This is a genomic window from Bacillus sp. Marseille-P3661 (assembly GCF_900240995.1).
Lineage (GTDB): Bacteria > Bacillota > Bacilli > Bacillales > Bacillaceae_J > OESV01.
Map to the genome: position 1 here is coordinate 1,311,104 of NZ_LT965953.1, position 13,424 is coordinate 1,324,527.

Consider the following 13,424-nt stretch of genomic DNA (forward strand, 5'->3'; position numbering starts at 1 on the left):
TTCACCACCTAACTATTTATAAGTTATGTAGTAAAAGTGCAAAGTATGAAAAAAAGTGTCCATAATGGACACTAGCTATCAAAGACCGTATTTGCTTCTTCCTAAAACTCTTCGATTTTCCTCTCTTAATCTACGGATACCATTACTTTCCCCTGCATGAGCTAGAGGAAGGTTTAGACTTCTTCTTGGCGGTTGAGAATTCGATTTCATTTTTGATTTATTCTTCTCTTTAGTTTTAGGCATTTCAATTGCCATCATAAGCACCACCTTCATTATTAATATTTATCTCTACTGCTAATGTATAAACTATCAATAACATGTTTATGACATTTGCATCTACATCGTTTATTTCCAAATCTTCTCTCATTGTTGTAACTTTTGCTACATAATCCTCATTCAAGACCCATAATGGCATCAACATTAAATTGTCTTTAGAAGAATAGTAAGTCTCACGCAAATTGAGAAGTCTTTCTACTTTAGCTTTTGATGATCCTTCTAAAACAAATTCTTTTTCTTCTTCTGTTCTGTATGGTAAGACATCTACACGAAGAAGTTCCAACTCAGCATACTTATTGAAAAAATTATCTAATTCCTGACATATTCTTCCTTACTTCTAGTATAACTTGGATACTCATATGTATTCAATACAATTTGCATGTTGCCAATTTTATTATTGGTCAAATCCAAATAACGCTGTGTTGCATCTATCTGTTTTTCTGTCATTTTTAGTTCATGTCCACCTAATTTTGAAAAATAAAGATTAAAAAAAACTAGTGAATCTACAGAGATAAAGCTTACCAATACAATCAAATAGTTCTTCAAATCAGTAAATAAGCTGTTTGGTTCGTTTGATAAATAGATTAAACAACCCAAAACAAAAATTAAATACCAGGTTTTCCGAATAGTATCTCTTTCCTTTACAATATCTGGATTCTTCCAGGATAAGAAGGTATACAAAGCCAATAGGGCAAAGACAAACCATAAACCTATAATGATGAAGACTTCCAATATATCCCCTCCCTTTCTTCATCCATTATTGCAAATTAAAATAATAGATCATTCTAAATCTATTTTATCAAGTGTTTCAAAGATTATAAGACTCTCTTTATTATCAATCCCGACATTACTTTCTTAAGATTAAAAGAAGCTTCTATTTTTTGTACTTTTTAGTTAATAGATTCATAAATTTACTTTTGAATTATGTATTCAAAACTGGGTCTTACAGCCAGTGAATCGTGGGATAAAAATATTGAAACATCCGTTTCGGAAACAATGCTTTGTATCCTCCTTGGACTTCTACATGAACAAACACCCACTGTTCTTTGCCCGTTTTTAGATGTAGTCTTACCAATTTGTCAGCAACACGCTTATTACTTTCTGATTCTGGAAGAATAGTATGTAGTTCTTGTTTGAGGAAATTGTGGGGAATAGAAAAATCAACTTGTTCATACAAATCTGGTGAAAAAAACAAAAGAAATTCTTCAAACTGCTCTGTTATAACATCTTTCCATAACTGATCATAATCTGTAGTACTCACATAGATCAAACCACCTTTCTGGATTTATCTTTATAATTCGGCATTAGTTCATCATAACCTCCTACCATACTTCCAACAATGATCAATGTTTAACTTTCATTTCGCAATTGTTCAATTTCTATTTAATTAAATAATAAAAGAAAGCACCTCAAAATAAAAGATGCTTTCTTATGGTATTAAATCTATTATCCAATTACAAAGCATACTTAGAACTCCTTATAATACTCGATTTAAGTGCCGGTTTAATATCATCGATAATAACTAAATCAACTGACTTTTCAAAAAGATCTTCAAGAGTAAACTTCAAATCCATATAATTATCGAAAGTCATAGCTTTATCTTCAAATTCTACTAACAGGTCAATATCACTTGAATCCTTTTGTTCTCCCCTGAGTATGAGCCAAACAAAGCAATACGAATCACACCGTATTTTTCTTTCCATATTTTTAAGTTTCTAGAAAGTTCCTTCAGAATCTCATGTTGCGATAATATAATAATCACCGCCATTATCATAATAATATCCAATAGAATTGTTCATATTTTTCTTAAATACACTATACGCTATTTAATCGACCAAAGCATTTTTCAACCTATACATGATCTAACAAATCTACAATCTTCTCTCTTTCAATGCAGGAAACTCTTTTTCAACCACGTTCCAAACGATACCATTATCTACACCAATATAATTCTGAATCAACACGTCCCTGAGTCCTGCCATTTCACGCCAAGGTACATGTGGGTGGTTGTCTCTAAATTCTTTTGAAATACGTTTCGTGGCTTCTCCAACGATCTCAAGATTCAGAATGACCGCGTCCTGAATTAACTTCGAACTAAAAAAATCCTCTTCTCCGTTTGGAATATATGACTCAATATTTGTTATACACTCTAAGTTAAATAGAGTTTATCTTTTGTCATAGTTGAATAGCTCCACTTAACACTTCTTCCTTCATCAAAATCTACAAGTAAATCAAGATCACTAGTAGGTCCATCTTCGTATTTTGCAACAGAACCAAAAACTCGTACACTTTGAATTCCATGTTCGCTTGCGATTTTCAAAATCTTTTCACGTTTTTCCTGAAGAACATCGTATATCACAATACATCCCTCAATTCTTCATTAAGTATACTTTCATTATATCTTTTTACAGGCTGCTGGGGCAGGTTCGCTGCCCTTATCAAAGAAAAACTCGCAGGAAAAGACCAATAATTTAATTATTCTTACCATCTCCCATCACCCCCACTATCTTCCTAAAAACCCCAGAAGGTCTCTCCGCCAATTCCCTCATCTCAATCTCCTTCACCACACCATTCCGCTTAATCCTCAATTCCTCGCTCTCATGATCCACTTCAACCACCAAATCCTTCAACCGATACCGTTCTACCCGACTCGCTTGATCCACATCCCGTGCATCCAGCTCCACCTTCACACTTCTAGAAATCCGCCGCAGCATCCGCCACAGCGTGACCTCTTCGCCACTTTTCATAAAAATTTCAGGCAGCTCTTTTGCTTGCTTTAACGTATTCAGCGTCGTCATCATATACACGCGCACACCATACTGAACCGGACGAATCACATCATCTAACCGCTCCCAATAGCGAACCCTAAAATACACATACTCCTCATCGCCACTCTTAGGAATCTCACCAATCTCCCGCCGTTTCTTAATCTCAACCCGCTCGATTTTGCCATAATAAACAATCCCATTTTCCTCCTGCGACACCCACTTCGGCAAATACAACGCCACATACTTCGCCTCCTGCCAGCCCGGAACCAGTCGCTTTGCCGGAATATGATAAAAGCCACCCTTCAGATGCGCCGCAAAATTCACAGCATTCTTCACCACACCCACAAGCACAGACTCATCAAACGAAGACCGCCACTCCTCGTTCACACCCCGTGGCAAAATCCCTTTGCGCAACAGATAATTATCACTAAGTAGGTTCTTTCTCAAGGTATTAAGAGATCTTCCTAGCTAAGTTCATCCGCTTTCTCCTCAAATATCAGCCACATTTATCCCTACATCATCAGGGGATATTTTGGACAAACTCTTCCTGATGTGAAAACCTCAAATGTGATTCGTGTACTCAGACCGAGGATATACCTAAGGTACAGATTCTATGTCACCATGGACACCCTTGCTTTCAGCTCATGGTTCACATATCTCGACACCCATAACAGACTTTCACTGTCTAGTTGATGAACATGCCTGGCACACAAAAAAGAAACAGAAGAGCTGTCCCCCTGTTTCTACAATTCTTTCTCTAGTTGTATTAAATGCTTTTGTCCTCATTTACTAACTTCAATTTCTAAAAAATTTTTACTTCCCAATAATTTGTTTTTTCTCCTGATAAACCTGACCTGACTTTCTGATTAGTAGGTAATAGTATAAAATAGATAATAAAACGGTTATTAAAACTCCTATCATTAATTGCATATCCCTAATATACATGCTAATCATAATTAGAATAGTAATACCGAAACACATAACCCTTTCGAATTTATATAAGTTTCTTCCGAAATACCCAATTAAACCAATTGTAGAGTATGCAACTGCACACAATGTTAAAAGAGCTAATCCAATTGTATATAATGAAAGATTAACTTTAATTAATTCGGGTGTAATGAAGAAAAAAAGTGGGAGTAAAAACGTTGAACTTGCTATTTTGACCGCTTCAACTCCTGATTTCAAATAATCAGAACCAGCAATTTGTGATGCAACTAAGACACCACTTGCAATCGGTGGAGTTATATTTCCTAGTATCGCACCGACATAAACCATCATATGTGCAATTAAAGGTTCAATCCCAAATTTTATTAGTGTTGGAGCTACTAGGGTAGCAGTAAGTATATAAACTGCAATAGAAGGCATTCCCATTCCTAAAACATAAGAAACGAACATGCATAATATTATTAATGCAAAAATATTATCTCCACTTACAGTTGATATAATCCCCCCAAAACGATATCCTAACTGAGTAATAGAAAGAATAGCTATAACAATATCAAGAATAACTGAAGCCAATGCAATACCTACTCCAATCTTGACACCCGAACTTATTCCATCAATCCAAACATGCATTCTTTTTTCTGTTTTAAAGATTAGCGACAAAGCTAAAGAAGAAAGTATAGTAAAAAAGGCACAGAATGACAAAGAAAACCCTTCTAGCATTAAACAAATTAATATAGTCATTGGAACAATAAATAGAATGGCACCCTTTATGAGAAGTCCTTTTTCAGTCGGTTCATCTTCATCTTTATCAAAGCCTGTTAGCCCATGCTTATTAGCATACAACCAAATATATAGAAAAACTGAAAAGTAAAAAATAATCGCAGGTATTATAGTCGAAATAACAATTGTTAGATAAGATATATTTAAAAACTCCGACATTAAAAATGCTGCTGTTCCTAAAACAGGTGGAGTGATCGCTCCGCCTACAGATGCCACAGCTTCAATTGCAGCAGCAGTGTTTGCAGAATAACCACTTTTCCTCATGAGTGGTATTGTTATTGGGCCAGTTATACCTGAATTTGCCCCACCAGCACCGGTAAACATTGCAACCAATGCACTGGCCCCGACCGTGACCAGCCCTACGCCACCTTTTAAAATACTTGAAAGAAATTGTGCAATTCCAAAGATAAATTTGCTACCACCTGAAATTTGAAGAAACGTTCCAAAAATAATAAATAAAAACATAAACGAAGCACTAATACCTACAACATCCCCATACATCCGTATAGTTAAATGCGATATAATCCTATTAAAAGATATTTTAGGACCCGAAATTAAATCAGGAAGAAACGGGCCTAAAAAGACATAAGAGATGAATACTAACCCTATTATAGTAAATGTTATACCAAATACTTTTGTAACGTAATATAATATTAGACATATCATTAATAAGCCTGTAATCATATCACTGTACGTAATCATACCAACACGTGTTAATATTTCTGTCTGATTTATATAAAAATAGTATGAACAAATTAGATTTATGAGTAATGCGCAAAGGGAAAAATAAACATACATTCTATTTTGTACATTCTTTTGCAAATCTAATAAAATTGCAACTGTAAGCGCAAAAAATATATGAATAATAGCCCCACCTCTTGGTCCAGGCACCCACCATACTTGAAAAAGTTGATATATAACCATTATAAGCATGGTTGAGGTTAAAAAGAAATTGAGTCGTTTAATCATCTAACCCCTCCTCACAATTATTAAAATAAATTCCAAGAAAGAATTTCTCTTGAGATATTCCCTCTTGGACAAGCTTGATTTACCAATAATTATTATTCTGGTAATCCACCTAGCATACCTGCTTCTTCGTATGCTCTAACTGCACCTGGGTGCATCATATCTTTTGGCACAAATTCCCCCATATGATCAGCCATAGTTGCACCTGAACTATGATAATTTTTCAATTCTTCTTTGTGTTCAATTACTGTTTTTACTATTTCATAGATTATATCTTCTGGTATATCAGCTGAAGCGAAATATCCAGGTGTATACATACTTGTTATCGTATCTTCTTGAGGAAACTCATAGTCTGTTTCAAATAATTCTGTAAAATGTCCTTTATTTATAGAAACAGGCAAAATAGGTAACGGAGTATATTCTTTGACCTTATCGAATAGTTCTTTTTCAAAACTTACCCAATATACTTCATCCTCCTGCAAAAGAAGTTCCTTAAATGGACCACTTGCCCCAGCGGTTAAAACTATACTGTTCCAAGCGACATCTATAGTGCCATCACGTAAAGCATTAATGCCAGCTCCAAGACTTTCAGCTGGGGTTAAATTTACTTCATCAACAATATCTGCAGCTTCAAGCAATGGATAAAGTACCTCATAACTATTACTTCCCGGTGGCCCAATGCTCACCTTTTTTCCAGCCAAATCTTTTATACTTTTAATATTTGGATCCGTTGTTGCGAGTGCAACTGAGGATCCAGGACCGTATGTGAAAAGCCCAAGAGGAGGATTTTCAATTTTTCCTGAAAATGGTTCAAAACCACTTAAGGCCTGATAAGGTGTCAAATGACTGCCGCTTATCATAATACTAGATCTTCTTTCTGGATTTTGATCAAACTCGATTAGAGATTCTGCTCCAATGGTTGCCTGAGGTATGATCCGGATGGATTCATGATTTTTATTAACAATATCACTAATGCCAATAAATAATACTTGCCCCATCGATCCTTCAGGAAAAGTTAAAGAAGTAATTTCAGTTACATTATTCTTTTCACTTGAATTATTTTTAGCACCAGATCCACTGCAGCCAGCTAAAACAACCGTCAACGCTGTTACTAAGGCTATAATACTAAAAATTTTTTTTATCACTTTCTCATCTCCTTTAATTTACCAAAAGTAAGAATATGTTCCTAATACGTACTGATAATGTTTTGAGTATCTCTTTTATACTGTCTATCTTTATTGAATTTTCAAACCGCTTTGTCTACACGATATCTATTCAATTTTTTCTCATCAATTACAATACCCATTCCTGGTAAGCTTCCTAGCTTTATTTTCCCATTTTTTATTTCTGGGATATATTCAACAATATCATCTTCCAGATGCATATAATATGAGATAGCACTAGGTAAACTAACATTTGAAGTTGCCGCTGCAAAATGTAAATTTGACATTGTTCCAATTGCTCCATCACCTTGAGTACCTAATAGATTTGGAACGTTATAACCCTCGCATATCGCCGCAATTTTCTTAGACCATACAATTCCTGTACGTGCTACTTTAATCCCAACTACTCTAAGTGCTCCATGGAGCAACTCTTGTGCAACCTCATACGGTGTCATGCAACTATCATCACCTAGTAATGGTATTGATGTGGATAAGGCTACATCTCTTCTACCTCTTTTATCGTAAATTGGACAAGGCTCTTCAACCCATGCCACATTATATTTTTCCATTTCTTTTAAAACTCTTATTGAGGTAGGTATATCATAACCCTGATTAATATCAATATATAAAGTTATGTCATCCCCAACTGCTGAACGTATTTCCTTTATCCTTTGAATGTCCTCTATAGGATTAACTCCGCCCTTTACCATTAAGCACCCAAACCCGTATGTGTCAATCATTTCAACTGCCTCATTCACAGCATTATCACTTATACCCAACATCCAAGATACATCTACATCAGTCCTAGCATTTCCTAACAATTTATAGCAAGGAATGTTTAAATATTTTCCGATTATGTCATGCACAGCATTATCAATAGCTGCTTTAGCAGTGTTATTTGCAGCTACGAAATCTAGCTTTTTCCGAATGTTTTCCGTTTCAAATATATTCATATTTAATAGCTGGGGTTTAAACCATTCATTAACAGCCTTAACTATTGATTCTTGAGATTCACCGTATATAAAAGGTCTTGCCGGAGCCTCAGCATAACCAGTTACACCTTCATTTGTTGTGATTATTATAAGTACATGTTCAGCAGCTAATACTGAACCCGCCGCGTACGTAATCGCACCATGTGTATATGGTATTGTAAACGGTATAGCCTCAACATTTGCAATTTTCACATTATCACTCCTTCAAATAACAACTAAAAAAATTCCCAGAAGTTATCTCTACTCTTTATTTCTTCTACATTTTCAACTTGATGTATGATTTGGCCCATACGTAAAAAGTAGACGCGGTCCACTAAAAATAATGTTTGGCTTACGTTTTGTTCAACTATGAGAACGGCCATATTAAACATTTTGTTAAATTCAGCTACTTTTTCTAGCACCATTTCAGCTAGTGCAGGTGACAGCCCTAAAGAAGGTTCATCTAGTAGCATCAAGGTAGGATTTTTCATTAAACCCATCCCCATTTTTACCATCTGCTGCTGTCCACCACTTAAAAAGTTCGCTTTTTGCTTTCTTTTTTCATAAAGAATCGGAAAAAGATCATATACAATATTTAATTGACTATTTATCTTAGCCTTTGGAAGACAGCTATTGTGAACGGCCAACTTTAAATTTTCTTCAACAGTCAGATCACTAAAAACGCCAAAACCTTGGGGTATTAATGTAATTCCTTCAGACGTGTTTTCCGAAATATTACGTCCTGTTATCGGCTTGCCTTTATAATAGATTTGTCCTTCATTAACTGGTGTGTAACCTAAAATACTCTTTAATATCGAACTTTTTCCAGCACCATTATGGCCGAACAATCCTACAATCTCACCTTCATTTATTTGAATTGAGCACCCTTTTATGGCTAGATGATTATCATAGTTGATTTGAATGTTATCTACCTTAAGTAGCATTGGCCGATACACCTCTTTCACTCACGGGATTACCAAAATATAATTCAGTAAGTTCTTTATTTTGCAAAAGTTGATCAATTTTCCCTTCCGCTATTACTGAACCTTGATGAAGGAATATTACATGATCAGATACTTCTTTTAGCACTTCAACATTGTGTTCGATTATGCAAATTGTTTTTTGCATTTCTTTCAACTTAAAAATAACATTTATTATATCTTCAATTGACTGCCGATCTAATCCTGCCAGTACCTCATCTAAAAGGATAACTTCTGATTCAGCCATAATAATTCTTGCTAGAGCCAACAGTTTCATTTCGCCATAAGACAGATTTTTCACTGGAATATCTTTTTTATTTATTAAATCAACTTGTTCTAAGACGTTATAAGCTTTTTCTATTGTTCTTAACTCACCCTTTTTTGACCTATTTGGAAAAAAAAATAAATTACTAAGCTTTTCCCCAGGGTGATTTTGCTCTGCTAATAATACATTTTCTAACACTGTAAGACCGTTAAATAATCTTAAATTTTGAAAAGAACGCATAATGCCTGACTTTGCAATTTTATATGGTGGCAAGTGGGAAATTTTTTCTTCATTATAAAATATTTCTCCTTTATCTGGTGAAATATATCCAGTTATTAAATTAAATGCAGTCGTCTTACCTGCTCCATTAGGTCCTATAAATGTTGTAATTACTCCTTTCTTTAATGCCATGTTAAGATTGTTTATTACTTTGTTACCTCCAAAACTTTTTGTTACATTTGAAATCTTTAATATATTCATTCACACACCACCCATTTATCAGAATATCCGCACTATGAAACATGACGTATCTTTTTTATCCAACCTGCAACACCTTCTGAATTAAAACGTAAAATTAACAATAAGATTACTGCAATAGCAATTTGTTTCATAGTAGCTCCAGTAGTAGAAGTAAGACCCACAAATCGTAATATCTCAGGAAGCAATATCATAATCCATGCACCCATAATTGGTCCTGATATCGTCCCTGCTCCGCCTATCAGTACTATAGTCATGATGAAAAAGGATTCAGTTAAGGTAAAAGAGTCAGGGCTGATGAATGATGTGTAATGAGCAAATAAAGCCCCTGCTACACCTGCAAACCCACTTCCAAGCATAAAAATCGAAATTTTAATTTTTAGAATAGATTTACCAAGAGACTGACTCCCAATCTCGTCTTCTCTCATCGCCACTATTATTCTTCCAAAAGGCGAGTGTACAACTTTGGTCAATACTAACAGACAGATTACAGTAATACACATTACAAATATAAAAGCGGTCCATTTATTTACAAGTTCAAAACCAAATATACTCAAAGGAGGTATTCCACTTAAACCAGAAGGACCGCGGGTTATTGATGTCCAGTTATTAAGAATATTTGATACGATGAGCTGGAAACCAAAAGAGGTGATTATTAAATAATGACCTTTTATTCTCAAAGAAGGGGCAGCAATTAATAAACTAAATATAGCAGCGACCAAACCAGCAGAAACTATAGACAGTATTACCGGCATACCTAATTTTACGGATAGCAATGCAGACGTATACGCACCCACACCATAAAATGCGGCATGTGCAATAGATAAGATACCGCCATATCCTAAAATTAAGTTATATGAAAATGTCAAGATGATATAGATCATAACTATGATTAGCAAATGTAGTATATATTCCAACCTAGACACCTCCTTTTCTAGTTTTTGCACCAAATAACCCATTCGGTTTAAACAGTAAAAACATAATTAATACTATAAAAGAAATAGTAGATTGCCAGTTGCTTGAAATTTGCCAAACTGAAAAACTCTGTACAATGGCCAATAAATAAGCGCCCGCAACTGCTCCGCCAATACTTCCCACACTCCCTATCACCACAGCGATAACAATCATGACTAGATATTCCATACCCATTTGCGGATAAACACCTTGGTTAAAAGCTACTAAAACTGCCGGAACAACTGTAAATAAGGCCCCTAAATTATAAGCAAGAGCGTTGATCTTCTTGGTTTCGATTCCTGTTATTTTAGCTACCTCATCATTATTTGCTACTGCACGCATAAGAATACCGAATTTATTAATCTTTAAGAAGTAAGTTAATAGCAACACAATAATAATAGCCAGAACAGTAGTTAAGATATCTAAGATTGTTAAGTAAATTCCATGCCACTCTATAGTACCTAGGCTTGTTGAAAGAAACTTCGCTTCATGGCCAAATGCAAGACTAATAAGGTTTTCCAAAAACATCAAAATCCCTATGCTTATCGCTATAATAATAAATTCGCTAGTTCCCTTTCTTTGCATTGGATAATAGAATGTAAAATAAATAAATGTAGCCAATAAAACAATGGAAATACAAACTAGAATAATAGATACAAATAGCGGAATCGACAATTGATGATAGAATAAGTACATTAAATATCCAGAAACAACGAAATACGCACCATACCCAACATCAAATATCTTTGTGGTACCCCACAGCATTGTAAATCCAACTGCTAACAGGAGATAAATACTCCCGATAAATACTCCATTAAGCAGCAACTGCATGAATAATTCCATTTGTATTCTCGCCTCCCCTTCAATAGTCTGTGTCAATACAAGGTAGGTTGAGTAACCTTGCACTGACACATCCCTAAATTATGGTTCTATTACTTTAAGAGTTGTAAATTCCCCGTCTTTTATTTGCTTAATACTTACTTCTTTAATTGCATTTCCATTATCCGGAATTCTCATATTTCCTGCTATTCCATCAAATGTGTTTATTTCAAAAATAGCACTGCGAAGAGTTTCGCCTGATAAGTCATCCCCATTATTAATTACATGTTCCATCCCTTTAAAAAGCATTTTTGCAGCATCATAATACATCGCGTTTGTAAAAACTATTTCTTTGCCATCATGATCTTCTGCCCATTTTTTTGCAAATTCCACATCATATTCAGTTGCAGAGCTTGTATAAATGGTTCCATTTGCAAAGTCACCAGCGATCTCCATATATTCCGGTGGCATTTCTAGGGCGTGATACCCGAAAAATTGAGAAGTAATTCCTAATTCTCGTGCTTGTTTTATAATTAAAGGAGAATCTTTCCCGGCTGTTGCAAGATATAAAGCGTCTGGTTTTGCACTACGGATTTTACTTAACTGAGTACGGAAATCTAGTGCTCCAACTTCAAAACTCTCTGCTGCAACTACCTCTCCACCATAGTTCTTCATGTATATTTCAAGCGCATCTTTTGTTCCTAGACCTAAATCATTATTCTGATAGATAATTCCCATTGTTTTAAGACCGAGTTCTTCAGTTGCATACTTAGCGATATAATCTAATTCAACACTCTGCAGAACTAGAGTATTTATTAGATAATCTCCTGCTTCCGCTAGTGCAGGGGTAGCTGCGGCAGAATTAATTAAAACAACTTTATTTTGGTCAGCAATTGGAGCTGTCGCTAATACAGGGCTACTAAAACCTGTAAATATAGCGGGAACCTTATCCACTGTAATCAATTTTTGCGATGCATTAACAGTATCCTTTGGCGAAGCTTTTCCGTCTTCTACGACCAATTCTACTGGTATACCATTAATTCCTCCGCTGCTATTAACTTCATCAACTGCATATTCAAGTCCATTTAACATATCAATTCCATGTTCTGCTGCATTTCCAGATAGAGGGAACACAACACCAACCTGATAATTTTCAGTATTATTGCTGTTACTATTGTTACTGTTTGATGATTGGTTGTCTTCTGATACTTGGGTAGAACAGGCACTAGCAAATATAGCAAATATTAATAGTAATAAGATATAAACTTTCCTCATATGGAATACCCCCTTTAATAGTCTTAATAATTATGAATATAGATACCAAATTGCTATAGAAATACTCCCAAGTTATGCATGGACAAGTTGCTTTGGTCGATTAAAACCTTCCTGTATGCTATTTTTAAATTACCATCTAGCTTTCTTAAGACATCCTGCCTTTCTCCAGAGATTATGTCATATGCAGGAATATCCCCACGGTTTCTATAAAGAATAAAATTAGACTTTACAAGATACTCATTATCCTTCTCGCTACTAATAAATCTTATATTTGAAATAACATGCCGTGTTCTTGATGGGGGATTTTCAGACCATGCTGACTTTGATTGTATTCTTCTGACTCTTTTATCCAAAATATGATAATCATCATCAACATGAAACATTTTATTTGAAATCCCGTCACCGTCTTTTTTGTACCTTGTTGTTCTTACAGGAATCTGATATTTAATATCTTCTGTAAAAAGTTGAAACCACTCTTGATATCTTGCATCGTCTAGCAATTCAGCTTCATAAGTTATAAAATTATATATCTCATAAAACATCATTAAATCGTTCGCAGTTGAGTCGAGAATATTCATATATAAATTCCACCTCTTCTAACATTATTAACCTATTGTTTTGGCTAATAGATTAAACTATATATCTAAGTTAGTTGGCAATTGGATCTTCTTTTTAATATGCTACATACAGATATGCATAAGACATTATAACTAGAAACAACCAACTAGGTAAACGCTTACAATATCTTCACCTTAATAATTTGGATACAATCTAATCAATATTCA

The 13,424-nt window shown here is 34.8% G+C and carries 15 protein-coding genes and 1 pseudogene; all 16 read right to left on the bottom strand.

Annotated elements, in window-relative coordinates; all coding sequences use genetic code 11:
• Positions 1-78 precede the first annotated feature (78 nt).
• The 16 genes and pseudogenes from C1724_RS25485 to C1724_RS06300 all read right to left on the bottom strand — a co-directional run bounded on the left by C1724_RS25485 (position 79) and on the right by C1724_RS06300 (position 13,217).
• A complete protein-coding gene (locus tag C1724_RS25485; RefSeq protein WP_180994141.1) occupies positions 79-255 on the bottom strand; it encodes a hypothetical protein in 177 nt (58 codons plus the stop codon).
• Positions 245-1,008: pseudogene (locus tag C1724_RS26320) on the bottom strand (type II toxin-antitoxin system SpoIISA family toxin). The gene C1724_RS25485 and the pseudogene C1724_RS26320 overlap by 11 nt, the downstream one beginning before the upstream one ends.
• A gap of 211 nt (positions 1,009-1,219) precedes the next feature.
• Entirely contained in the window at positions 1,220-1,537 is a 318-nt protein-coding gene (locus C1724_RS06235; protein ID WP_102345843.1) for a hypothetical protein, read from the bottom strand.
• Between the two features lie 193 nt (positions 1,538-1,730).
• Positions 1,731-1,901: a nucleotidyltransferase family protein gene (locus C1724_RS26500; RefSeq protein WP_441296781.1), complete on the bottom strand. Its 171-nt coding sequence runs from the start codon at positions 1,899-1,901 to the stop codon at positions 1,731-1,733.
• 246 nt (positions 1,902-2,147) lie between these two features.
• Positions 2,148-2,420, bottom strand: coding sequence for a HepT-like ribonuclease domain-containing protein (locus C1724_RS26325; RefSeq protein ID WP_102345844.1), 273 nt, complete (start codon positions 2,418-2,420; stop codon positions 2,148-2,150).
• Between the two features lie 5 nt (positions 2,421-2,425).
• Positions 2,426-2,635 (bottom strand): nucleotidyltransferase family protein, encoded by a 210-nt coding sequence (locus C1724_RS06250; RefSeq protein ID WP_180994143.1) that lies wholly within the window; start codon positions 2,633-2,635, stop codon positions 2,426-2,428.
• 112 nt (positions 2,636-2,747) lie between these two features.
• Positions 2,748-3,491 carry a hypothetical protein gene (locus C1724_RS06255; protein WP_102345846.1) on the bottom strand — a complete coding sequence of 248 codons (744 nt, stop codon included), beginning with the start codon at positions 3,489-3,491 and terminating at the stop codon, positions 2,748-2,750.
• A 366-nt stretch (positions 3,492-3,857) separates the two neighbouring features.
• A complete protein-coding gene (locus C1724_RS06260; RefSeq protein WP_102345847.1) occupies positions 3,858-5,738 on the bottom strand; it encodes a TRAP transporter permease in 1,881 nt (626 codons plus the stop codon).
• Between the two features lie 92 nt (positions 5,739-5,830).
• Positions 5,831-6,880 (bottom strand): TAXI family TRAP transporter solute-binding subunit, encoded by a 1,050-nt coding sequence (locus C1724_RS06265; protein WP_180994144.1) that lies wholly within the window; start codon positions 6,878-6,880, stop codon positions 5,831-5,833.
• A 101-nt stretch (positions 6,881-6,981) separates the two neighbouring features.
• Positions 6,982-8,082 carry a mandelate racemase/muconate lactonizing enzyme family protein gene (locus C1724_RS06270; protein ID WP_102345849.1) on the bottom strand — a complete coding sequence of 367 codons (1,101 nt, stop codon included), beginning with the start codon at positions 8,080-8,082 and terminating at the stop codon, positions 6,982-6,984.
• A gap of 23 nt (positions 8,083-8,105) precedes the next feature.
• Positions 8,106-8,813, bottom strand: coding sequence for an ABC transporter ATP-binding protein (locus tag C1724_RS06275; protein ID WP_102345850.1), 708 nt, complete (start codon positions 8,811-8,813; stop codon positions 8,106-8,108).
• Positions 8,803-9,594 (bottom strand): ABC transporter ATP-binding protein, encoded by a 792-nt coding sequence (locus C1724_RS06280; protein WP_102345851.1) that lies wholly within the window; start codon positions 9,592-9,594, stop codon positions 8,803-8,805. Before C1724_RS06280 ends, C1724_RS06275 begins: the two co-directional genes overlap by 11 nt.
• 32 nt (positions 9,595-9,626) lie before the next feature.
• Positions 9,627-10,508, bottom strand: a complete 882-nt coding sequence (locus C1724_RS06285) for a branched-chain amino acid ABC transporter permease (RefSeq protein WP_180994145.1) — start codon at positions 10,506-10,508, stop codon at positions 9,627-9,629.
• Position 10,509: 1 nt separating this feature from the next.
• The gene (locus tag C1724_RS06290; protein WP_102345853.1) at positions 10,510-11,388 is read right to left on the bottom strand and encodes a branched-chain amino acid ABC transporter permease; all 879 of its coding nucleotides are present in this window, start codon (positions 11,386-11,388) and stop codon (positions 10,510-10,512) included.
• Between the two features lie 78 nt (positions 11,389-11,466).
• Positions 11,467-12,639 (bottom strand): ABC transporter substrate-binding protein, encoded by a 1,173-nt coding sequence (locus C1724_RS06295; protein ID WP_102345854.1) that lies wholly within the window; start codon positions 12,637-12,639, stop codon positions 11,467-11,469.
• A 53-nt stretch (positions 12,640-12,692) separates the two neighbouring features.
• Positions 12,693-13,217 (bottom strand): aromatic-ring-hydroxylating dioxygenase subunit beta, encoded by a 525-nt coding sequence (locus C1724_RS06300; RefSeq protein WP_102345855.1) that lies wholly within the window; start codon positions 13,215-13,217, stop codon positions 12,693-12,695.
• Between the last annotated feature and the right edge of the window lie 207 nt (positions 13,218-13,424).

What these genes read in the sequence shown, in the direction of transcription:
- C1724_RS25485 (WP_180994141.1), bottom strand. Translation starts at nt 255, where the DNA reads ATGGCAATTGAAATGCCTAAAACTAAAGAGAAGAATAAATCAAAAATG.
- C1724_RS06260 (WP_102345847.1), bottom strand. Translation starts at nt 5,738, where the DNA reads ATGATTAAACGACTCAATTTCTTTTTAACCTCAACCATGCTTATAATG.
- C1724_RS06275 (WP_102345850.1), bottom strand. Translation starts at nt 8,813, where the DNA reads ATGCTACTTAAGGTAGATAACATTCAAATCAACTATGATAATCATCTA.
- C1724_RS06280 (WP_102345851.1), bottom strand. Translation starts at nt 9,594, where the DNA reads ATGAATATATTAAAGATTTCAAATGTAACAAAAAGTTTTGGAGGTAAC.
- C1724_RS06290 (WP_102345853.1), bottom strand. Translation starts at nt 11,388, where the DNA reads ATGGAATTATTCATGCAGTTGCTGCTTAATGGAGTATTTATCGGGAGT.
- C1724_RS06295 (WP_102345854.1), bottom strand. Translation starts at nt 12,639, where the DNA reads ATGAGGAAAGTTTATATCTTATTACTATTAATATTTGCTATATTTGCT.
- C1724_RS06300 (WP_102345855.1), bottom strand. Translation starts at nt 13,217, where the DNA reads ATGAATATTCTCGACTCAACTGCGAACGATTTAATGATGTTTTATGAG.